This is a genomic window from Pseudomonas sp. FYR_2 (assembly GCF_043106425.1).
GTDB classification, from domain to species: domain Bacteria; phylum Pseudomonadota; class Gammaproteobacteria; order Pseudomonadales; family Pseudomonadaceae; genus Aquipseudomonas; species Aquipseudomonas monteilii.
Window position 1 is genome coordinate 140,186 of the sequence record NZ_JBICMM010000037.1, and the last position, 20,989, is coordinate 161,174.

Genomic DNA, 20,989 nt, shown 5'->3' on the forward strand with positions numbered 1-20,989 from the left:
TTTATATGATGAGTATTGGCTGGCATGGCTGCATGGGGCTGGAACGGCCCTGTGCAATTGCGTAAGGCAGGTGCTGCCCAGGAAGTTAGGGTGCGCGATTGTACGCAACCCGGGTTTTGCTTGCAAGTGCCGCCCCCGGCCAGCAGGCACCGCGCCTTGACACACCGGGACCTGCGACCTAGCATGCCGCGCAACCTCACTGGAGCAGCCGATGCAACCCCAAACCTTCTACCGTGCGGTGGCTGATGATTTCAGCGCCGTCGACGAGATCATCAAGAAGCAGCTGACCTCGCGCGTGCCGCTGGTATCGAAGATCGGCGACTATATCACGTCCGCCGGTGGCAAGCGCCTGCGCCCCCTGCTGGTGCTGCTGTGCGGCAAAGCCCTGGGCCGCGAAGGCGACGACCTGCGCCTGCTGGCCGCCACCATCGAATTCCTGCACACCGCCACCCTGCTGCACGACGACGTGGTCGACATGTCCGGCATGCGCCGCGGCCGCTCCACCGCCAATGCCCTGTGGGGTAACGCGCCAAGCGTGCTGGTGGGCGACTTCCTTTATTCGCGCTCGTTCGAAATGATGGTCGAGCTGGGCTCGATGCCGGTCATGCAGATCCTGTCCAAGGCCACCCGTGTGATTGCCGAGGGTGAAGTACTGCAACTGTCGCGAGTACGCGATGCCAGCACCACCGAAGAAGTCTACATGGAAGTCATCCGTGGCAAGACCGCGATGCTCTTCGAAGCCTCGACCCACAGCGCTGCCGCGCTGGCCGAAGCGACAGACGAACAGCGCGAAGCCCTGCGCACCTTCGGTGACCACCTGGGTGTGGCCTTCCAGCTGGTCGATGACCTGCTGGACTATAAAGGTGACTCGCAAACCCTGGGCAAGAACGTGGGTGACGACCTGGCTGAAGGCAAGCCTACCCTGCCGCTGATCTACACCATGCGTGAAGGCACTGCCGAACAGGCTGCTCTGGTGCGCCAGGCGATCCAGAAAGGTGGCCTGGAGGACCTTGAGCAGATTCGCGTGGCCGTCGAGGAATCGGGTGCACTGAAGTACACCGCAGAGCTGGCCCGTGATTACGTGAAGCGTGCCATCGCGTGCCTGGAAGTGCTGCCGGCCAGTGAATACCGGGATGCGCTGGTTGAGCTAAGCGAGTTTGCTGTAGCGCGTACTCACTGACAGACCGAGTCGCCTTCATTCGCGGGTTTACCCGCGAATGCTTTTGTCCGGACATAATCCCTTCTGGAAAAATACCTTTTACAATGCAGGCCTTTAACCGCCCGTCTGTTTGTTTGAGGAACCGAAGTGAGCACTCTGCCACCCTGCCCTAAATGCAACTCCGAATACACCTATGAGGATGGCACTCAGCTGATCTGCCCTGAATGCGCCCACGAATGGTCGGCCAGCGGCGATGCCGAGGCGGCCAGCGACGAGGTGGTGAAAAAGGATTCGGTCGGCAACATCCTGCAGGACGGCGACACCGTCACCGTGATCAAGGACCTCAAGGTCAAGGGCTCGTCCCTGGTGGTCAAGGTCGGCACCAAGGTCAAGAACATCCGCCTGTGCGACGGCGACCACGACATCGACTGCAAAATCGACGGCATCGGCGCCATGAAGCTGAAGTCCGAGTTCGTCCGCAAAGTCTGATCACACAAAAATCTGCCAATTGGCGCTTGCTATTTAGATAATAAGAATTATTCTCATTGGGACTGCTACCCAAGGAGAATAGCCATGACTTATCTGATCGACGCCTGGCTTGACCGCCCTCACCCCTACCTGCGCATTCTTCATCGGGAAACCGGCGAAGTGTGCGCGGTGCTTGAAGAAGAAGCACTCGATGAACTGCGTGACCAGGGCGACCTGGACATGAGCGGGTTGAATTCGAGTGAACCGGGGGTGCTCAAGGAGCTGGTGCGGAATCTGTTTCTGTTCTGCTATGCGCGGGCGTTGCGCCCGGCGGGAACAGACTGGAATTGAGGCTGCCAGGGCCGGCCTCTTCGCGGGCAAGCCCGCTCCCACAGATACCGCATAAGATTTAAATCCTGCGCTATACCTGTGGGAGAGGGCTTGCCCGCGAATGGGCCGCAACGCGGCCCCAGCGGTATTACAGAACGTCGAGCAGCTCGACGTCGAACACCAGCACGCTGTGCGGCGGGATGCTGCCAACGCCTTGGGCGCCGTAAGCCAGCTCGCTTGGCACGTACAGGCGCCATTTGCTGCCAGCATTCATCAGCTGCAGGGCTTCGGTCCAGCCCGCGATCACGCCACCTACCGGGAATTCAGCCGGCTGACCACGGTCGTAGGAGCTGTCGAACACAGTGCCGTCGATCAGGGTGCCGTGGTAGTGCGTGCGCACGTTGTCTTCGCGGGTCGGCTTGGCGCCTTCACCGGCGGTCAGCACTTCGAACTGCAGGCCCGACGCCAGGGTCGTGATGCCTTCGCGCTTGGCGTTCTCGACCAGGAATTCTTTGCCAGCAGCAGCAGCGGCTTCGGCCTTGGCTGCGGCTTCGGCTTGCATCACGTCACGGATGACCTTGAAGCTGGCCGACAGGTCGGCTTCGCTGACGCGGCTGTCGGCGCCGTTGAAGGCATCTGTCAGGCCGGCCAGAATGGCCTCCAGGCTGACGCCTGGTGGCGGGTTGTCGCGCAGCTGGCCGCCCAGCTGACGGCCGATGCCGTAGCTAACGCGGGTTTCGTCGGTGGACAGGTTGAGTTCGGACATTGTCGTGCTCCACTGCAGGGCGCAGTGCAGCCGCGCCCTTGATGAAAAGGGCGAGCAGCCTAGCACACTGGGGCGCGGCGAGCAGCTACCAGGCCGAACGCTGGGAAATCGGCACCTTCAGGTCTTCTTCCGGGTGCGTGCCCATGCCGCACATTTCATCCTGCACCGACCAGTGCACCAGGTTCATCGAAACCATGGGGATGGTTTGCAGCAACTTGCGCGCATCCTCCACCGAGTGCACACGCAAGCGCTCACCACGGGGGTCGGACAAGGGGTGGGCACGGCCTTTGACCCGGGCCTCAAGCAGGTAATCACCGCCTTCGATGGCGATCAGGTTCAGTTCATCGACATGGCCAGCCCTGGCCTCGGTATTGAGCTGATGCAGGTTCATGAGAGCACCTCGCGACGGGAACCACGCATGAGAGCTCATTTTTTGTACAGGCTGGCTGAAAGCACAAGCCAGAAACAACACCGCCCGTCCGTTTTACAACGGACGGGCGGTGTAAGCAGCAGCCGGACTCAGTGCTTGGTCAGCTTGTCCAGGTAGCCCATGCAGAATGCCGACACCACGAAGGTCATGTGGATAATCACGTACCACATCAGGTAATCGGTGGAGATGTTCTGCGCATCCATGAACACCCGCAGCAAGTGAATGGACGAAATCGCCACGATCGACGCAGCAACCTTCATCTTCAGCGACGAAGAGTCCATCTTGCCCAGCCAGTTGAGCTTTTCTTTGCTCTCGTCGATATCCAGTTGCGAGACGAAGTTCTCGTAGCCGGAAATCATCACCATCACCAGCAAGCCGCCCACCAGCGACATGTCGATCAGCGACAGGATCACCAGAATCAGGTCGGCCTCGCTCAGGGCAAAGACGTTAGGCAGGACGTGGACCACTTCCTGGAAGAATTTCAGCGCCAGGGCCAGCAGGCCGAGGGACAGGCCGAAGTAGATGGGTGCGAGCAGCCAACGCGAGGCATACATCGCATTTTCGAGAATACGTTCCATGGAAAGTTTGGGACTCGTCAGGTGACTGGAAAAACGACGGCGAGTATAGCCAGCCACCTGTTACAGCAAAAGCCCAAGGCAATCCGTCAGGTTTCAGGATGAAACTGGTAATCCCCCAGGTTCCGACACCGCTCGCCATTGATCCTGCGCAACTGCGCCTGCAGGTGCAGGCACCAGATCTGCGGGTCCTCGGCCACCTGGTACCCGTGCAAGGTCAGGCTGTCGACAATGGCATTGAGCACCGATTCGGCCACAAGCGGCCCATGGAAAGGCCCTTGAGCCTTGATCGCAGAGGGTTGTTCACCGGCCATTCCGGCGGCAAACAGCAGCGTCCACATGCCGTTGTCCCCAGCCAGTGGGCGGATGCTGCATTCGATGCGGGTCACCAGGCCCAGGCACTGGCGTGTGAGGCTGAGGTTGCGCATGGCCGCGTCCCCTCCAAAGAGCCTTGTTCAGCCTGTACCTCAGGCTGTTTCCATCCTGAACGCTGTACCGTCCTTAAGTTCCAGCATAGAAGAACCGTACAGAAAGATGGAAAACCGGCGCTGAACGGTAGCACATCGCCTCCAGCGCCGGGTTATTGACTCAGGCCGGCTTGGCCTGGGCAATCACCTCTTCGAGGCGTTCCTTTTCTGCCTTCTCGATTTCTTCCTCGCTGATCATTTCGGCGATTTCGCGCAGGCGCTCCACCACACGGGCATTGACGCTGCCCTCGGTGAACTGGCCGTTGTCATCGAGCACCCCGGCCTCCTCGCCCACCAGCAGGCTCAGCGCCTCATCGGCCTGGCTGACCGCGTAGACGTGGAACATGCCGTTCTCCACCGCCTGAAGCACGCGCTCGTCGAGCATCAGGGTGGCAACGTTGGCACGCGGAATGATCACACCCTGCTCACCGGTCAGGCCACGCGCCTCGCAAAGGCGGAAGAAGCCCTCGATCTTCTCGTTCACCCCTCCCACTGCCTGCACTTCACCAAACTGGTTGATCGAGCCGGTGATGGCAAAGCACTGCTTGAGCGGCGTGCGCGACAAGGCCGAAATCAGCGTACAGGCTTCGCCCAGCGAGGCGCTGTCGCCGTCCACATAGCCGTAAGACTGCTCCAGCGCGATGCTCGCCGAAATCGCCAGCGGGAACTCCTGGGCATAGCGGCTACCCAGGTAACCGGTCAGGATCATCACCCCCTTGGAGTGAATCGGCTGGCCCAGGTTGACCTCGCGCTCGATGTCGACGATGCCGCTGCCGCCCGGGTACACGGTGGCCGAGATGCGCGCCGGCATACCGAACGCCGAGTCGCCCACTTCCAGCACGGTCAGGCCGTTGCACTTGCCAATGGCCGCGCCTTCGGTGTCGATCAGGATGATGCCGGCAAGCATGTCGTCCAGCACCCGCTGCGACACACGCCCGGTGCGGGTGGCCTTGGCCTTGAGCGCACGTTCGATGTGCCCGGCGTCGGTCATTTCGTCACTGGCCAACTGGCGGATGAAGTCGGCTTCGCTGACCAGCTGGAACAGGTCACCGATGCGCGCCGACAGGCGCGACTGGTTCTCTGCCAGGCGGGCGCTGTAGGTCGCCAGGCGCGCCACAGCGTCACTGGTCAACGGCGCCATGCCCTCTTCGTTGGTGCGGGTGCGCAACAGCTGGGCGAATTGCTCCAGGTTCTCGTCGACCATGGGCATGTCTTCGTCGAAGTCCACCAACACCCGGAACATCTCCTGGAAGTCCGAGTCGTGGTCCTGCAAGGCGTAGTACAGCTGGCGCGAGCCGATGATCACCAGCTTGACGTTGAGCGGAATCATCTGCGGCTGCAGGCTGACGGTGGCGACACGGCCCAGTTCACCGATCGGTGACTCCATCTTCAGCTTGCGCGACTGCAAGGAACGCTTGAGCGCATCCCACACGAACGGCTCGCCCAGCATCTTCTCGGCTTCAAGAATCAGGAAACCGCCGTTGGCACGGTGCAACGCGCCCGGGCGCAGCTGTCGGTACGAGGTGTACAGCGCGCCTTGGTCGGTGCTGTATTCGATACGGCCAAACAGGTTGTCGTAAGTCGGGTGCGGCTCGAATACGACCGGCGCACCACCGGCGGCATGGTGGCCGACCACCAAGTTGGGTGCGTACTGCTCTTCGAGCAGCTTGCGCGCGGCAGCGTCGGTCTTGCTGTCGTCGACCAATTGCTCGACCACGGTGCGCAGCAGGTTCAGTTGCACCGACTGCAGGTAGGCGCACACTGCGGCGTTCTCGGCATACTTTTCCGACAACGGCGCCAGCAACGGTTGCAAGGCCAGGGTAATGGTTTCTTCATTCAGCTGGCGCAGCTGGTTGTTCGACTCACGCTTCCATTGCGGCAGGCTGGCCAGCTCTTCGTTCAACTGCTCTTCGAGCTGGGCAATGTCCTCGTGGAACTGTTCACGCACGTCTTCCGGCAACTGGGCGAACTCGGCTTCATCCAGCGCCTTGCCGTCTGCCATCGGGGTGAAGGCAACGTTGCTGGCATCGCGGTACAAGGCCACGTCCTTTTCCAGCGAGGCGCGCTCGATCACATCCAGGGCGCGGTCATAACGCTGGTTGAAGGCACGGTCGATGGCGCCCTTCTTCTGCTGGTACGACGGGTGTTCGAACACGGCCGGGAAGGTGGCCAGCAGGTTGTCGATCAGCCCGCCCATGTCGGCGATGAACGCCCCGGCGCTGCCGGAAGGCAATTCCAGCGCACGCGGTTCACGGGTGTCGTCGAAGTGGTTGACGTAGACCCAGTCAGCCGGGGTCTGCTGGCGCTTGCCCTCGGCCTTGAGGTAGCGCTTGACGAACGAGAAGCGGCCGGTACCCGGCTCGCCCATCACGTACACGTTGTAACCGGGGCGTGGCATGGCCACACCAAACTGCAGGGCCTCGACAGCACGCTCCTGGCCCAGGACTCCGCGAAACGGCTCCAGATCGTCGGTATTGGTAAAGGCAAACTGCTCGGGTGAGAAACGCCGGGTCAGGGCTTCAGGCGCGAGACGCAGGCGCGCAGCGACAGGATCGGGCATTGGGTTTCCTTACTTCGGCGGGGCAGATAGGCAGCATTCTGGCGCTGCCCGCGCGCGCCTTGCAAGGCTCTGCGGGACTTTATGTCGCAGCCCATGCAGGTCATGTAGCAGCAAATTTTTCGCAATCAACAACGCAACCTTTAGATCGTGCCTAAACTCCAAGCTGCGCGGGTGGGTGAAATGCTTTCCCGACCTGGCAACCGAATTGCCAGAAACCCTGACCCTTGGTTAAGACAAAGAGAACAAATGCTATGAAACGGATTCTTCTGGGTACTCTGTTCACCGTGGTCTCGCTGAACGCCATGGCTGAAGCGCCAGGCGGCCCGAACTGCGGCTGGGGCAACATGCTGTTCGAAGGCCAGCGCGGCACGCCGGCACACTTCCTGGCCTCCACCACCAACGGCACCTCCGGTAACGCCACCTTCGGCATGACCTCCGGCACCAACGGCTGCTCCACCAAAGCCTCGCTGACATACGGCGGCAAGTCGTGGTTCGCCATGAACGGCATGATGAACGAGCTGTCCGAAGACATGGCCATGGGCCAGGGTGAAGCGCTGACCACCTATGCCGTGGTCCTCGGTGTGGCCCCGGAAGACCGCAGCTACTTCCAGTCGGTCGCCCACCAGCACTTCAACCAGATTTTCACCAGCGCCGATGTCACTGCTGAAACTGTTCACAGCAACACCCTGGCCGTTCTGAAGAACGACCCACGCCTGGCCAAATACGCTACCGAGGCCTAAGCCCTGCTGCTCCCGCCCCACCCGGGGCGGGTTTCGCCTTTTTCGGCATCGTCAAGAAGTAGTTGCCCGATATGCTCAAACGCCTCGCTGCCCTGGCGCTGTGTGCCTGCGCCCCTGTTCATGCCGCGCCCGTGCTGGATCAAAGCCGTCTCCAGCAACTGGCTAACACCCCTTACTGGATTGCCCTGGGCCATTACGAAACCGCCAAGCTCGGTGGCTGGCGCAGCTATGTGGACGACGATGCGTTCTTCCTTGCCAAGGACGGCGCACACCACCCTGACCAGGAGCTGCAGGCCACGGTCGACGCGCTATATGCCCCGGCCAGCCTCGGCGACAAGCACGCCCAGTGTGTATTCCCTGCACGCACCCGCTGGCTCCGCGAACAGCTGGGTCTGCAAGGCCTGCCGCAACCGGATTGCCAGGAATTCAAGACCTGGTACCAGTCGATCGACCCGCACAGCGCCGCGTTGATTTTCCCGGCGGCCTACCTGAACAGCCCATCGTCCATGTTCGGCCATACCCTGCTGCGCATCGACCAGTCCAACACCCGCAACGACGACACCACGCTGCTGAGCTACGCGATCAACTTCGGTGCCTACATCGAAGGCAGCGACAACAGCATCCTGTACGCCTGGAAAGGCCTGATGGGCGGCTACCCGGGGCTGTTCGCACTGATGCCCTACCAGGAGAAGCTGTCCGAATACCGCAGCCTGGAAAACCGCGACCTGTGGGAGTACCAGCTGGACCTCACCCCCGAAGAAACCGGGCGTATGGTCGAACATGTGTGGGAGCTGAAGCAAATCCAGTTCGACTACTTCTTCTTCGACGAAAACTGCTCGTACCGCCTGCTGGAGCTGCTGCAAGTGGCCCGGCCGAGCCTGGACCTGACTTCGCAGTTCCCGTTGACCGCCATCCCGACCGATACCGTGAAGGCCGTGAAGCAGTCCGGCCTGGTCGCCAGCGAGACATACCGCCCTTCTCGCGAACGTGAATTGCTGGCCCGCGCCGAGCCACTGGACCACGGCGAAAAGCAGCAGGTGCTGGCCGTGAGTGCCGACACCGCACAATTGCAGAGCCCCGAATTCAAGGCCCTGCCCCGCGAACGGCAAGCGCTCGTGCAAGATGCCGCGTACCGCCTGGAGCGCTACCGGGCCAATGGCCAGGAACGCGACCCCGGGCAGGCGAAGCGCAGCTTCGAGCTACTGCGGGCGATCAACGGCAACCCGCCGCCACCCTTGCAAATCGAACGCCCCGGCCTGCCCGAGGATGGCCACGATTCACGCACCTGGCAGCTGGGTGTGGGCACCCGTGAAGACCGCGCCTACGCCGAGTACGGCCTGCGCATGGCCTATCACGACCTCAACGACAATGCCTACGGCTTCCCGCTGGGTGCCCAAATCGAGATCCTGCAGTTGAAAGTGCGCCAGTACGAGGGCAACGACTGGCAAGTGCAGCGCCTGGACCTGGCCACCATCCGCTCGCTGACACCGCGTAACGAACTGCTCAAACCCTGGTCGTGGCAGGTGGCTGGCGGCCTTGAGCGCGTGCCGGGAAAACATGATGACGAAGTGCTGGTCAGCCATGTGAATGGTGGCGCCGGGGGGACCTGGCAGTTGGCCGACGGTTTGCTGGGCTTTGCTCTGGGCACCGTGCGGGTCGAACATCACAATGATTTCGCCGAATTCATCGCTCCAGCGGCAGGCTTCAATGGCGGCCTGCTGTGGCGAAACGGCTTGGGCAATCTGACGCTGGAGGCCAAAGGCGACTATTTCACCAATGGCGAAGTCCGCCGCAGTGTGAGCCTGAACCAGCAGTGGGAGATCAGCCAGAACCTGGGCGTGCGGTTAAGTGCATCGCGCGAGTTCAGCCACCTGGCGACGGCGCAGAATGAGGTGATGCTGGAGCTGAAGTGGTATCACTACTAGTGACCCAATCGACTCTTTGACACCGTTTTGACAGCTCCCCGACAAATCGCCACCTAGACTTTCCATTATCAATTGGAGGGCTGGGTGGTTATGTCGCGGTATTGGTTCGGCGTGTGCATGGCGTTGTTGCTCTCAGGTTGCGAAACCACCCACGAGCAGATGGTCAACCGTGGTTATCCGCCTGCCTATGCCGATGGTTTCCAGGACGGCTGCAGCAGCGGCCGCCAGGCCGCCGGGCTGATGGTGGGCAACTTCCGCAAGGACGTGCCGCGCTATCTGCACGAGCGTCAGTATGAAACCGGCTGGGACGACGGCTTTCGCCAGTGCCACGCCATGCAAAACAGCGAAGAACAGCGCGAGTACCATGAGCGCTTCTGGGACGAGCGCGAGCGGGAGTGGCAACAGGAAAAGGATCGCGGTGCCGCAAAAGCCTATCGCCACAACTAAGTCAGTCGCAAACGGACATCCCTTGAAACCGTCGGCCTGCCATGCTGGTCTTCAGCACAAGGAGGCCCAGCATGAGCCGAGCATTCGTCAACGAAGACCAAGCCGCCGCCCAGGCCGACCAGCCGGTAGAACGGCGCGTCAGCGAACAACCCAACTACGTCACTGCCAACGGCCTGCGCCAGTTGCAGGCACGCGTGGCCGAACTGAATGCCCTGCGCAGCGAACTGCAGGCGCAGGGTGAGCGTGCCGACAAACAGCGGCTGGCCGAGACCGAGCGGGATCTGCGTTACTTCAGTGCGCGGGTGCAGAGTGCCCAGGTGGTGCCGGCAGCGACTTCACGCAGCAAGGTGCAGATTGGTAGCCGGGTGCGGTTTGTGGATGCGCAGGATCAGGAACAGGTGGTGCAGCTGGTGGGCGAGGATGAAGCGGATGCGGGACGTCGGCTCATCAACTGGGGCTCGCCGCTGGGGCGGGCATTGCTGGGCGCAGGGCCTGGAGATGAGGTGGTTTGGCGGCGGCCGGTGGGGGATCAGGTGATCGAGATACTTGAAATTGAGGGTGAGAACTAAGGTCCATGGGGGCTGCTTCGCAGCCCCGGCTGACTAGAATCAGACCACGCCCTGCGCCAGCATCGCATCAGCCACTTTCACGAAGCCTGCGATATTCGCACCTTTGACGTAGTTGATACGGCCATCCGCCTCTTCACCGTAGTGCACGCACGCATGGTGAATCGACTGCATGATGTTGTGCAGCTTGCTGTCCACTTCACCGGCAGTCCACAGCAGGCGCATGGCGTTCTGCGACATTTCCAGGCCCGACACGGCCACGCCGCCGGCGTTGGAGGCCTTGCCCGGGGCGTACAGAATGCCAGCGTCCAGGAAGATATCCACAGCCTCGAGGGTGGTCGGCATGTTGGCACCTTCGGCCACGCAGATGCAGCCGTTGCGCAGCAGGGTGCGGGCGTCTTCGGCGCCCAGTTCGTTCTGCGTGGCGCACGGCAGGGCGATGTCGCACGGCAGGCTCCACGGGGTCTGGCCCTTGCGGAACTCCAGGCCGAACTGCCCGGCCAGCTCGCTGATGCGGCCGCGCTTGACGTTCTTCAGTTCCATCACCGCATCCCACTGGGCGTCGGTCAGGCCGGCTTCGGCATACAAGGTGCCTTCGGAGTCGGACAGCGAGATCACCTTGCCGCCCAGGTCCATGACTTTGCGCGCCGCATACTGGGCCACGTTGCCCGAGCCGGAAATCGCCACACGGCAGCCATCGATACGCTTGTCCTGGCGCTTGAGCATTTCTTCAGCGAAGTACACGCAGCCATAGCCGGTGGCTTCAGGGCGGATCAGGCTGCCGCCGTAGGTCATGCCCTTGCCGGTCAGCACCGAGGTGAACTGGTTGGCCAGGCGCTTGTACTGGCCAAACATGAAGCCGATTTCGCGGGCACCCACGCCAATGTCACCAGCAGGTACGTCGCAATCAGCACCGATGTGGCGGTACAGCTCGCTCATGAACGCCTGGCAGAAGCGCATCACTTCGGCGTCGCTCTTGCCTTTCGGGTCGAAGTCCGAGCCACCTTTGCCGCCACCCATGGGCAGCGAGGTCAGCGAGTTCTTGAACACTTGCTCGAAGGCCAGGAACTTCAGCACGCTGAGGTTCACCGACGGGTGGAAGCGCAGGCCGCCCTTGTACGGGCCGATGGCGCTGCTCATCTGGATGCGGTAGCCGCGGTTGACCTGCACCTTGCCCTGATCATCGACCCAGGAGACGCGGAACAGCACCGCACGCTCCGGCTCGACCATACGCTCAAGGATGCCGGATTGCAGGTAATGCGGATTGGCTTCAAGGAATGGCCACAGGGTGCGCAGCACCTCTTCCACCGCCTGGTGGAACTCGGGCTGGCCTGGGTCACGCTGTTGCAGGCGTGCAAGGAAATTGTCGACAGATTCGATCATGGTAGACATCTCACCGAAGGTTTTGGACTTATTGGTTTTTTCAGGAATGTACCAAGAAGCAATCGCACTGGAATAGGGCGCAATGTCGTTTTTTTGAAATTATTTGGTGCGTTTTATGTAAGTGTATACAAATTAACTGGCGAAACAGCCGTTTTCAGATTTCACCAAGGCACAAAAATGGGGCTCCGCAGAGCCCCATTCTTGTGCAACTCAAACCGGCTTACTGGGCCAGTTTTTTGTGCCGTACACGGTGCGGCTGAGCAGCAGCATCGCCCAGGCGCTTTTTGCGATCGGCTTCGTACTCGGTGTAGTTACCTTCGAAGAACACCACGTTCGAGTCGTCTTCGTACGCCAGGATGTGGGTAGCCACACGGTCCAGGAACCAACGGTCGTGGGAAATCACGATCGCGGCGCCCGGGAAGTCCAGCAGGGCTTCTTCCAGCGAACGCAGGGTTTCAACGTCCAGGTCGTTGGACGGTTCGTCGAGCAGCAGGACGTTGCCGCCCTCCTTCAGGGTCAGGGCCAGGTGCAGGCGGCCACGCTCACCACCGGACAGGTCCTTGACGAACTTCTGCTGGTCGCCACCCTTGAAGTTGAAGCGGCCAACGTAGGTACGCGACGGGATCTCGTAGTTACCGATGCGGATCATGTCGGAACCGTCGGAAATCTGCTGGAACACGGTCTTGGCACCGTCCAGGTCTTCACGGCTCTGGTCCACACAGGCCAGTTGCACGGTTTCACCGATCTCGATGCTGCCCGAGTCCGGCTGTTCCTTGCCCATCAGCATGCGGAACAGGGTCGACTTACCGGCACCGTTACCACCGATAACGCCGACGATGGCGCCTTTAGGCATGGCGAACGACAGGTTGTCGATCAGCACGCGGTCGCCGTAGCCTTTGGTGACGTTCTTGAACTCGATGACCTTGTCGCCCAGGCGCGGGCCAGCCGGGATGTAGATCTCGTTGGTTTCGCTGCGCTTCTGGAATTCCTGCGACTGCATTTCTTCAAAGCGCTGCAGACGGGCTTTGGATTTGGACTGGCGAGCCTTGGCGCCTTTACGCACCCACTCCAGTTCCTCTTTCATGGCCTTTTCGTGGGCGCTCTGCTGCTTGGATTCCTGCGCCAGACGTTCCGACTTGGCTTCCAGCCAGCCCGAGTAGTTGCCTTCATACGGGATGCCGGCGCCGCGGTCCAGTTCCAGGATCCAGCCGGCGACATTGTCGAGGAAGTAACGGTCGTGGGTAATCGCAACCACGGTGCCCGGGAAATCGTGCAGGAAGCGCTCCAGCCAGGCGACCGAATCGGCATCCAGGTGGTTGGTGGGTTCGTCGAGCAGCAGCATGTCGGGGGCCGACAGCAGCAGGCGGCACAGGGCCACACGGCGCTTCTCACCGCCGGACAGGTGCTCGATGCGGGCATCCCAGGCTGGCAGGCGCAGAGCATCGGCGGCGACGTCCAGCTGGCGCTCCAGGTTGTGGCCATCGGCGGCTTGCAGAATGGCTTCCAGCTTGGCCTGTTCGGCAGCGAGCTTGTCGAAGTCGGCATCCGGTTCGGCGTAGGCGGCGTAAACCTCGTCCAGGCGCGCCTGGGCGTCCTTAATCACGCTGACGGCTTCCTCGACCACTTCGCGAACGGACTTGTTAGGGTCCAGCTGCGGTTCCTGCGGCAGGTAGCCTACGTTGATGTCGGGCATCGGACGGGCTTCGCCGTCGAATTCCTTGTCGACGCCCGCCATGATCCGCAGCAGGGTCGACTTACCGGCGCCGTTCAGGCCGAGCACGCCGATCTTGGCGCCCGGGAAGAACGACAGGGAAATGTTCTTGAGAATTTCCCGCTTCGGCGGCACGACCTTGCTCAGCCGATGCATGGTGTAGACGTATTGAGCCAAAACCAAGCCCTCTAATCAGATAGGTAAAGACATCGACGATCGCCCCGGCGCGCTGGCCAGGGAGATGTGTGTTTGGGTGTCGTTGAACAAAGTCGACCATTCTACGCCAACGCACGGCGTTGCATAGGAGGGAGCGATGGTGGGCTGGGATCAGGATGATCCCGGGGAGAAATTCATTGCCTTCACCGGCCTCTTCGCGGGCAAGCTCGCTCCCACAGGTTCTCTACAGAGCCGAAGCAATCAGTGATTCCTGCGGGCTTGCCCGCGAAGAGGCCGGCACAGCAGCCGAAAATGGCTCAGACGTGACGCTGCCTGGCCTTGCCACGCGGCAACCGGCAACGGTCACCCTGCTCGGCCAGACGCGCAGCCCAGGCAGACTTCACGCTGAAGCCACCGCTGCGGGCAGGCTGCTGCGCGGCAACCTTGGCGGGTTTGGCGGCCGCAGGTGCCGTGCTGACCACCTTGGCTGCAGGCTTGTTGGCCGCAGCCACCGCAACTGCCGGCTCTGCTGCCGCGGTCTTGCGCAGTTCAGCGAGCGACGGGGCCTTGCTTTTGGCGGCGTTGGCCGCCTCGGGTTTGCTCAGCGAACGCTGGCAAGACTTGCAGGATACGTCCTCGGTCACGGCAGTGCTGACAAGGGTCTGACTGCTGCGCCCGCAGGCGGAATCGAGGCCATTGGAGGAAAAGTGAGTAACCAAAACCGAACATCTCCGATGCGTTGTCATGTGAAGCGGGCGCTATTCTCGCACAGGTTGCAGGGGCTTGCCGAACCACCGGGCAGGCACCATCGGTCAACATGGCTGGCACTTTGCCATAATCCTAGGCATGCTAGCCGGTTTCGGGTGTCCGGCCTTATAGTGCGCCACCGCGGTACGGCAGCCAGGCACCGGCACACACCGTGCATGATCCTTCCCTGCCATCGCCAGCCCAATCGCAGGATCAACGCTTGACCAACCTTACTCATCCGTCGCCATTGCGTTCCGCGCCACCCGCGCCCGCCGCTACCCTGCGCGGGTCGATCAAGGGTGCGCTGGCGCTGCTGGCCCTGATCCTGCTGGGCCTGCTGCTGTGGCAGCTGTTCGCCCAGTTCAACCACACCCAGTCCGACCTGCGCAAACAAAGCCTGGACGCCACCGCAGAGCTGGCCGACCACCTGAGCCTGAACATGGCGTTCAAGGCACAACAAGCCGTGAACGTGGTGCAGCCCTACGTCAATGCGCCGACGCCGGCCGCCCTGCCCAGCCTGCTGGATACCCTGCGCGAACGCCTGCCCGCCCTGCAGAGCATGGCCTGGCTGGACAGCGCCGGGCAGCTGCGCAGCGACAGCCTGGCGGGCAGCCCGGACCGCCAGTTGCTTGACGAGCTGCTGACGCTAAACCTGGGGCGCCCGTACTTCTTTACCAATTCGGCCGACAATCGAACCTTGTACCTGCTGCTGCGCCAGGCCGCCGAACAGGACCGCGGCTACTGGCTGCTGCGCCTGTCACCGGACTACTACCGCGAGCTCACCGTTCACCTCGATGGCGGTGGCCATCCGCTGTGGCTGCTGGAAAACAGCCGCAGCGGTGAAGTGCTGCAGCAGCACGCCCCAACCGACACCAGCCACGAGCCGTTGCAAAGCGTGATGCTGGCCTTCATCGACAACAGCACCTGGCAGCTGCGCGGCCTGTTCGACGCCAAGCTGACCCAGCAAAAATTGCTGCCCGCGCTGATCGGCAAATGCCTGTTGGTGCTGTTCTGTGCCCTGTTGCCGGTGTTGGCGCTGATCAACATGCGCCGCCGCCAGCGCGCGCTGCAGGAAGACCGCCGGCGCTACCAGGAAATCTTCGAAGGCACCGGCGTGGCCCTGTGCGTGCTCGACCTATCCAGCCTGCCCGGCCAGCTCGACCGCTACCACCTGCGCAACCACGCCGCACTCAGGCACAGCCTGGCGCTGGACCCGAACCTGCGCCGCTCGCTGCTGCTGGAGCTGAAGATTACCGAGGTCAACCAGGTGGCGCGCCAGCTGTTGAACATCGAATGCCACGAAGGGGCCTGGCAGCGGCTGATCGACGGCAGCGGCGATGGCCGCGACAGCGTCGGCATGCAACTGATCGACGCGCTGATCGAAAAACGCCAGGTGCTGGAGCTTGAAGTGCGCCTGCCGGCTCCGCTGGGTGGCGAGTTGCACCTGTGGCTGATGGCGCGCCTGCCGCAGCAGCGCCGCGACTACCAGGCCGTGATCCTCAGCATCAGCGACATCACCAGCCGCAAACAGGTCGAGCTGTCGTTGCTGGAGCGCGAGAGTTTTTGGTCGGACGTGGTGCGCACCGTGCCCGATCAGCTGTACGTGCAGGACGTCATCAGCCAGCGGATGATCTTCAGCAACCGTCACCTGGGGCAGACCCTGGGTTACGACCGTACCGAACTTGCGCAGATGGGCGACCGCTTCTGGGAGCTGCTGCTGCACCCCGAAGATGCCGCGCACTACCAGGCATTGCGCCAGCAACAGCGTGACAACGGCCATGATCAACCGCTGCACTGCCAGTTGCGCTTCCGCCACCGTGATGGCGGCTGGCGCTGCTACGACATCCGCGAACAGGTACTGACCCGTGACGCCGATGGCCTGGTAACGCGCATCATCGGCGTGGGCAAGGACGTGACGGTGCAGATCGAGGCCAGCCAGTCACTGCGCGACAGCGAACAGCGCTACCGCATGCTCGCCGAAAGCATCAGCGACGTGATCTTCTCCACCGACAGCCTGCTGCAGCTCAACTATGTCAGCCCCTCCGTGCAGAGCGTGCTGGGCTACCAGGCTGACTGGATTTTTGCCAACGGCTGGCAATCGATCATCGCCAACCCGGCCCAGCTCACCGGCATCTACAGCCTGATGGAACGCGTCAGCAACGCCATGGGCGACCCGGCGCAACTGGCCCAGCTGCGCAGCCAACTGCCAACCCAACTGTTCCTGTTCGACTGCCTGCGCGCCGATGGCCGCAAGATCCCGATCGAGCTGCGCCTGGTGCTGGTGTGGGACGATGACCAACGTTTTGAAGGCGTGCTTGGCGTGGGCCGCGACATCAGCCAGCAACGCCGCGCCGAAAAAGACCTGCGCATGGCCGCGACGGTATTCGAGCACTCCACGTCGGCGATCCTCATCACCGACCCGGCCGGCTATATCGTCCAGGCCAACGAAGCGTTCAGCCGTGTCAGCGGTTATGCCGTCAGTGAAGTGCTCGATCAGCTGCCGGGCATGCTTACCGTCGATGAACAGCAGGAAGGCCACCTGCGCTATGTGGTCAAGCAGCTGCACCAGCGCGGCAGTTGGGAAGGCGAGGTGTGGCTCAAGCGCCGCGACGGCGACCACTACCCGGCGTGGGTCGGCATTACTGCAGTACTCGATGACGAGGGCGACCTGGCCAGCTACGTGTGTTTCTTCACCGACATCAGCGAGCGCAAGGCCAGCGAACAGCGCATCCACCGCCTGGCCTACTACGACGCCCTCACCCACCTGCCCAACCGCACACTGTTCCAGGACCGCCTGTACAACGCGCTGCAGCAGGCCGAACGGCAGAAGGCCTGGGTGGTGCTGATGTTCCTCGACCTGGATCGTTTCAAGCCGATCAACGACTCCCTCGGCCATGCCGCCGGCGACCGCATGCTCAAGGACATGGCCCTGCGCCTGCTGGCCTGCGTGGATGACGACGACACCGTGGCGCGCATGGGCGGCGACGAGTTCACCCTGCTGCTGCAACCGCGCCCCACCCGCGAGATGGCCCTTAACCGCGCCATTCACGTGGCCGAGAACATCCTCGGCAGCCTGGTGCGCCCGTTCGTGCTGGAAAACCGCGAGTTCTTCGTCACCGCCAGTATCGGCATCGCCCTCAGCCCGCAGGATGGCGGCGAACTGAGCCAGTTGATGAAAAACGCCGATACCGCGATGTACCACGCCAAGGAACGCGGCAAGAACAACTTCCAGTTCTACCAGGCCGAAATGAACGCCAGCGCCCTGGAGCGCCTGGAGCTGGAAAGCGACCTGCGCCATGCCATGGAGCAGAATGAGTTCATCCTCTACTACCAGCCGCAGTTCAGCGGCGACGGCAAGCGCCTGACCGGTGCCGAAGCGCTGCTGCGCTGGCGCCATCCGACCCGTGGGCTGGTGCCTCCGGGCGACTTCATCCCGGTGATCGAGGAGCTGGGCCTGGTGGTGGACGTGGGCGACTGGGTGCTGCGCGAGGCCAGCCGGCAGCTCAAGGCCTGGCACAAGGCCAAGGTGCGAGTGCCCAAGGTGTCGGTGAACATTTCCGCGCGGCAGTTCTCCGACGGCCAGTTGGGCACGCGCATTGCCAACATCCTTGAAGAAAGCGGCCTGCCGCCTGCGTGTCTGGAGCTGGAACTGACCGAAAGTATCCTGATGCGCGAAGTGAACGAGGCGCTGCAGATTCTTGCCAGCCTGAAGAACCTCGGCCTGAGCATTGCGGTCGACGACTTCGGCACCGGCTACTCGTCGCTCAACTACCTCAAGCAGTTCCCAATCGACGTGTTGAAGATCGACCGCACCTTCGTCGACGGCCTGCCCGAAGGTGAGCAGGATGCGCAAATTGCCCGAGCGATCATCGCCATGGCCCACAGCCTCAACCTGGCGGTCATCGCCGAGGGTGTGGAAACCCACGAACAGCTGGAGTTCCTGCGCGAGCATGGTTGCGACGAGGTCCAGGGCTACCTGTTCGGGCGGCCAATGCCGGCGCATCAGTTCGAGGCGCAGTTCTCCAACGAGACCCTGTTCATGTTCCATTGAGGGGTGCAACGCCCCCTCAAAAGCGGACTTTCGGGTCAACTACCGCGCCCGCGCAGCCCAGACACGGCGCGGGATGCAACATGAAGCCCATTGGTCCGCGACTTGATGCCACTTCATATGCCAGCCGCGAATCAATCGGTTAGAATGCCCCCCCAAACTACCCCGATCCTTGAGGACCGCCATGTTCAGCCGTGATTTGACCATTGCCAAGTACGACGCCGAGCTCTTCGAAGCCATGCAGCAAGAAGCTCTGCGCCAGGAAGAGCATATCGAGCTGATCGCTTCGGAAAACTACACCAGCCCGGCCGTCATGGAAGCTCAGGGCTCGGTCCTGACCAACAAGTACGCCGAAGGCTACCCAGGCAAGCGTTACTACGGTGGTTGCGAGTACGTCGACGTCGTCGAGCAACTGGCCATCGACCGTGCCAAGGAGCTGTTCGGCGCCGACTACGCCAACGTCCAGCCGCACGCCGGCTCCCAGGCCAACGCTGCCGTCTACCTGGCCCTGCTGTCGGCCGGTGACACCATCCTGGGCATGAGCCTGGCCCACGGTGGCCACCTGACCCACGGTGCTTCGGTAAGCTCCTCGGGCAAGCTGTACAACGCCATCCAGTACGGCATCGACGGTAACGGCCTGATCGACTACGACGAAGTCGAGCGCCTGGCTGTCGAGCACAAGCCGAAGATGATCGTTGCCGGCTTCTCGGCCTACTCGCAGGTTCTGGACTTCGCCCGCTTCCGCGCCATCGCCGACAAGGTCGGTGCCTACCTGTTCGTCGACATGGCCCACGTTGCCGGCCTGGTTGCCGCTGGCGTGTACCCGAACCCTGTTCCGTTCGCCGACGTGGTCACCACCACCACGCACAAGACCCTGCGCGGCCCGCGCGGCGGCCTGATCCTGGCCCGCGCCAACGCCGACATCGAGAAGAAGCTGAACTCCGCTGTCTTCCCGGGCGCCCAAGGCGGCCCGCTGGAGCACGTCATCGCGGCCAAGGCCATCTGCTTCAAGGAAGCCCTGCAGCCTGAGTTCAAGGCTTACCAGCAGCAAGTGGTGAAAAACGCCCAGGCCATGGCCAGCGTGTTCATCGAGCGTGGTTTCGACGTGGTGTCCGGTGGCACCCAGAACCACCTGTTCCTGCTGTCGCTGATCAAGCAGGAAATCTCCGGTAAGGACGCTGACGCCGCCCTGGGCAAAGCCTTCATCACCGTCAACAAGAACTCGGTACCGAACGACCCACGTTCGCCATTCGTCACTTCGGGCCTGCGTTTCGGCACCCCAGCCGTTACCACCCGTGGTTTCAAGGAAGCCGAGTGCCGCGAGCTGGCCGGCTGGATCTGCGACATCCTGGCTGACCTGAACAACGAAGCGGTTATCGACGCTGTACGTGAGAAGGTCAAGGCCATCTGCAAGAAGCTGCCGGTTTACGGCAACTGATTGGCGATTGCCTGATGTGAAGAAGCCCGGCCTAGTGCCGGGCTTTTTCGTTTGCGCCGCTGCAATCACGTATTACCCTGTGCCCCCATTCACTCATCGAGCACAGGCCGCACCTTGACCAGGGAACAACTCGAAACCCACCAGATCCCGATCTACTTCGCCGCCGTGCTTGCGGCCGTAGCCTTCGGCTTGATGGCCAGCGACAGCGCCAGCCAGCTGGAAGCCCTGGTCACTCCCGCCATCGCCGTGCTGATGTATGCGATGTTCCTGCAGATCCCTTTCCTCGACCTGCGTCAGGGTTTGGGCAACCGCCGCTTCATCACCGCGCTACTGCTCGCCAACTTCATCCTCGTGCCGCTACTGGTCTGGGCCATTACCCGTGGGCTGGTGGAACACCCGGCGATCCTCGTCGGCGCCTTGCTGGTGTTGCTTACGCCGTGCATCGACTATGTGGTGGTGTTCACCCACATCGGCAAAGGCGATTCGCGCCTTACCCTGGCCGCTACACCTGTGCTGCTGTTGCTGCAACTGGTGCTACTGCCGGTGTATCTGGCCTGGATGCTGGGAGACAGCAGCAACGTGGCAATCTCCATCGCCCCGTTCGTGGAAGCCTTTGTCCTGTTGATTGTGCTGCCAATGATCCTGGCCGTGCTCACCAGTGTCGGCGCTCGTCGCTCAGGCGCGGTTTGGGCCTGGAACAACGCCTGGGCGTGGTTGCCCGTACCGGCGATGGCCCTGGTGCTGGTGGTTGTGATCGCCTCGCAGATTGCTGTGGTGCTGCGAGATTTCGACCGTTTGCTACCGGTAATTCCGGTGTACATCGGCTTCATGTTGCTGGCGCCGGTGCTCGGGTTCATTTCGGCGCGGCTGCTGCGCCTGCCTGTTGCCGAAGCACGCTCGGTCACCTTCAGCGCCGCCACGCGAAACTCGCTGGTGGTGCTACCGCTGGCGTTGGCATTGCCCGAAGCGGTACGCGGGTTGGCGGCTGCGGCGGTGATCACGCAGACACTGGTGGAGTTGGTGAGCGAGCTTGTCTATGTCAGAGCGGTGCCACGGGCCATACGCTGACCCGT

General features: G+C 62.2%; 18 protein-coding genes. 10 read left to right on the forward strand and 8 right to left on the reverse strand.

The features are described from left to right. Positions 1-211 precede the first annotated feature (211 nt). The 3 genes from ACF8R4_RS15515 (at position 212) to ACF8R4_RS15525 (ending at position 1,978) form a co-directional block, all read left to right on the forward strand. A complete protein-coding gene (locus tag ACF8R4_RS15515; RefSeq protein WP_012270433.1) occupies positions 212-1,180 on the forward strand; it encodes a polyprenyl synthetase family protein in 969 nt (322 codons plus the stop codon). A 126-nt stretch (positions 1,181-1,306) separates the two neighbouring features. Further along, complete coding sequence (locus tag ACF8R4_RS15520; RefSeq protein ID WP_009686103.1) at positions 1,307-1,648, forward strand: zinc ribbon domain-containing protein YjdM; 342 nt, start codon at positions 1,307-1,309, stop codon at positions 1,646-1,648. An 84-nt stretch (positions 1,649-1,732) separates the two neighbouring features. Then, entirely contained in the window at positions 1,733-1,978 is a 246-nt protein-coding gene (locus ACF8R4_RS15525; protein ID WP_016713350.1) for a hypothetical protein, read from the forward strand. 127 nt (positions 1,979-2,105) lie between these two features. Here the strand turns inward: ACF8R4_RS15525 and ACF8R4_RS15530 are convergent, their stop codons facing one another. The 5 genes from ACF8R4_RS15530 to ACF8R4_RS15550 form a co-directional block, all read right to left on the reverse strand. Next, positions 2,106-2,723 carry an FKBP-type peptidyl-prolyl cis-trans isomerase gene (locus tag ACF8R4_RS15530; protein ID WP_016713351.1) on the reverse strand — a complete coding sequence of 206 codons (618 nt, stop codon included), beginning with the start codon at positions 2,721-2,723 and terminating at the stop codon, positions 2,106-2,108. Between the two features lie 85 nt (positions 2,724-2,808). Continuing rightward, positions 2,809-3,114: a DUF6482 family protein gene (locus ACF8R4_RS15535; protein ID WP_060500246.1), complete on the reverse strand. Its 306-nt coding sequence runs from the start codon at positions 3,112-3,114 to the stop codon at positions 2,809-2,811. A 128-nt stretch (positions 3,115-3,242) separates the two neighbouring features. Further along, a complete protein-coding gene (locus ACF8R4_RS15540; protein ID WP_003247486.1) occupies positions 3,243-3,731 on the reverse strand; it encodes a TIGR00645 family protein in 489 nt (162 codons plus the stop codon). An 86-nt stretch (positions 3,732-3,817) separates the two neighbouring features. Beyond that, positions 3,818-4,156 carry a hypothetical protein gene (locus ACF8R4_RS15545; protein ID WP_003247487.1) on the reverse strand — a complete coding sequence of 113 codons (339 nt, stop codon included), beginning with the start codon at positions 4,154-4,156 and terminating at the stop codon, positions 3,818-3,820. Positions 4,157-4,316: 160 nt separating this feature from the next. Next, positions 4,317-6,755, reverse strand: a complete 2,439-nt coding sequence (locus ACF8R4_RS15550; protein ID WP_019099374.1) for a Lon protease family protein — start codon at positions 6,753-6,755, stop codon at positions 4,317-4,319. A gap of 251 nt (positions 6,756-7,006) precedes the next feature. On the opposite strand from ACF8R4_RS15550, the gene ACF8R4_RS15555 reads away from it, so the two are divergent. The 4 genes from ACF8R4_RS15555 (at position 7,007) to ACF8R4_RS15570 (ending at position 10,436) form a co-directional block, all read left to right on the forward strand. Beyond that, on the forward strand, positions 7,007-7,495 hold the full coding sequence (locus ACF8R4_RS15555; protein ID WP_016713355.1) for a DUF3015 domain-containing protein: 489 nt from the start codon (positions 7,007-7,009) through the stop codon (positions 7,493-7,495). A 71-nt stretch (positions 7,496-7,566) separates the two neighbouring features. Next, on the forward strand, positions 7,567-9,420 hold the full coding sequence (locus ACF8R4_RS15560; protein WP_104833489.1) for a DUF4105 domain-containing protein: 1,854 nt from the start codon (positions 7,567-7,569) through the stop codon (positions 9,418-9,420). Between the two features lie 90 nt (positions 9,421-9,510). Next, the gene (locus ACF8R4_RS15565; protein ID WP_016713357.1) at positions 9,511-9,867 is read left to right on the forward strand and encodes a hypothetical protein; all 357 of its coding nucleotides are present in this window, start codon (positions 9,511-9,513) and stop codon (positions 9,865-9,867) included. 71 nt (positions 9,868-9,938) lie between these two features. After that, positions 9,939-10,436 (forward strand): GreA/GreB family elongation factor, encoded by a 498-nt coding sequence (locus tag ACF8R4_RS15570; RefSeq protein ID WP_060500250.1) that lies wholly within the window; start codon positions 9,939-9,941, stop codon positions 10,434-10,436. Positions 10,437-10,475: 39 nt separating this feature from the next. Here ACF8R4_RS15570 and gdhA read toward each other — a convergent pair whose 3' ends face one another. The 3 genes from gdhA to ACF8R4_RS15585 form a co-directional block, all read right to left on the reverse strand. Then, positions 10,476-11,816 (reverse strand): NADP-specific glutamate dehydrogenase, encoded by a 1,341-nt coding sequence (gdhA, locus tag ACF8R4_RS15575; protein WP_027609768.1) that lies wholly within the window; start codon positions 11,814-11,816, stop codon positions 10,476-10,478. A 220-nt stretch (positions 11,817-12,036) separates the two neighbouring features. After that, positions 12,037-13,704, reverse strand: a complete 1,668-nt coding sequence (ettA, locus tag ACF8R4_RS15580) for an energy-dependent translational throttle protein EttA (RefSeq protein WP_060500251.1) — start codon at positions 13,702-13,704, stop codon at positions 12,037-12,039. A gap of 296 nt (positions 13,705-14,000) precedes the next feature. After that, positions 14,001-14,402 carry a hypothetical protein gene (locus tag ACF8R4_RS15585; RefSeq protein ID WP_200929084.1) on the reverse strand — a complete coding sequence of 134 codons (402 nt, stop codon included), beginning with the start codon at positions 14,400-14,402 and terminating at the stop codon, positions 14,001-14,003. Between the two features lie 248 nt (positions 14,403-14,650). On the opposite strand from ACF8R4_RS15585, the gene ACF8R4_RS15590 reads away from it, so the two are divergent. The 3 genes from ACF8R4_RS15590 to ACF8R4_RS15600 all read left to right on the forward strand — a co-directional run bounded on the left by ACF8R4_RS15590 (position 14,651) and on the right by ACF8R4_RS15600 (position 20,984). Then, positions 14,651-18,481: an EAL domain-containing protein gene (locus ACF8R4_RS15590; RefSeq protein ID WP_392492855.1), complete on the forward strand. Its 3,831-nt coding sequence runs from the start codon at positions 14,651-14,653 to the stop codon at positions 18,479-18,481. 181 nt (positions 18,482-18,662) lie between these two features. Next, entirely contained in the window at positions 18,663-19,916 is a 1,254-nt protein-coding gene (gene glyA / locus ACF8R4_RS15595; RefSeq protein ID WP_016713363.1) for a serine hydroxymethyltransferase, read from the forward strand. A 114-nt stretch (positions 19,917-20,030) separates the two neighbouring features. After that, positions 20,031-20,984: an arsenic resistance protein gene (locus ACF8R4_RS15600; protein WP_392492857.1), complete on the forward strand. Its 954-nt coding sequence runs from the start codon at positions 20,031-20,033 to the stop codon at positions 20,982-20,984. Positions 20,985-20,989: the final 5 nt, after the last annotated feature.

Bases quoted from the DNA above. Each gene is read 5' to 3' on its own strand.
- ACF8R4_RS15540 (WP_003247486.1), bottom strand. From the start codon at position 3,731: ATGGAACGTATTCTCGAAAATGCGATGTATGCCTCGCGTTGGCTGCTC.
- gdhA (WP_027609768.1), bottom strand. From the start codon at position 11,816: ATGATCGAATCTGTCGACAATTTCCTTGCACGCCTGCAACAGCGTGAC.
- ACF8R4_RS15565 (WP_016713357.1), top strand. From the start codon at position 9,511: ATGTCGCGGTATTGGTTCGGCGTGTGCATGGCGTTGTTGCTCTCAGGT.
- ACF8R4_RS15550 (WP_019099374.1), bottom strand. From the start codon at position 6,755: ATGCCCGATCCTGTCGCTGCGCGCCTGCGTCTCGCGCCTGAAGCCCTG.
- ACF8R4_RS15525 (WP_016713350.1), top strand. From the start codon at position 1,733: ATGACTTATCTGATCGACGCCTGGCTTGACCGCCCTCACCCCTACCTG.
- ACF8R4_RS15545 (WP_003247487.1), bottom strand. From the start codon at position 4,156: ATGCGCAACCTCAGCCTCACACGCCAGTGCCTGGGCCTGGTGACCCGC.
- ACF8R4_RS15530 (WP_016713351.1), bottom strand. From the start codon at position 2,723: ATGTCCGAACTCAACCTGTCCACCGACGAAACCCGCGTTAGCTACGGC.
- ACF8R4_RS15535 (WP_060500246.1), bottom strand. From the start codon at position 3,114: ATGAACCTGCATCAGCTCAATACCGAGGCCAGGGCTGGCCATGTCGAT.
- ACF8R4_RS15555 (WP_016713355.1), top strand. From the start codon at position 7,007: ATGAAACGGATTCTTCTGGGTACTCTGTTCACCGTGGTCTCGCTGAAC.
- ACF8R4_RS15560 (WP_104833489.1), top strand. From the start codon at position 7,567: ATGCTCAAACGCCTCGCTGCCCTGGCGCTGTGTGCCTGCGCCCCTGTT.
- ACF8R4_RS15515 (WP_012270433.1), top strand. From the start codon at position 212: ATGCAACCCCAAACCTTCTACCGTGCGGTGGCTGATGATTTCAGCGCC.
- ACF8R4_RS15570 (WP_060500250.1), top strand. From the start codon at position 9,939: ATGAGCCGAGCATTCGTCAACGAAGACCAAGCCGCCGCCCAGGCCGAC.
- glyA (WP_016713363.1), top strand. From the start codon at position 18,663: ATGTTCAGCCGTGATTTGACCATTGCCAAGTACGACGCCGAGCTCTTC.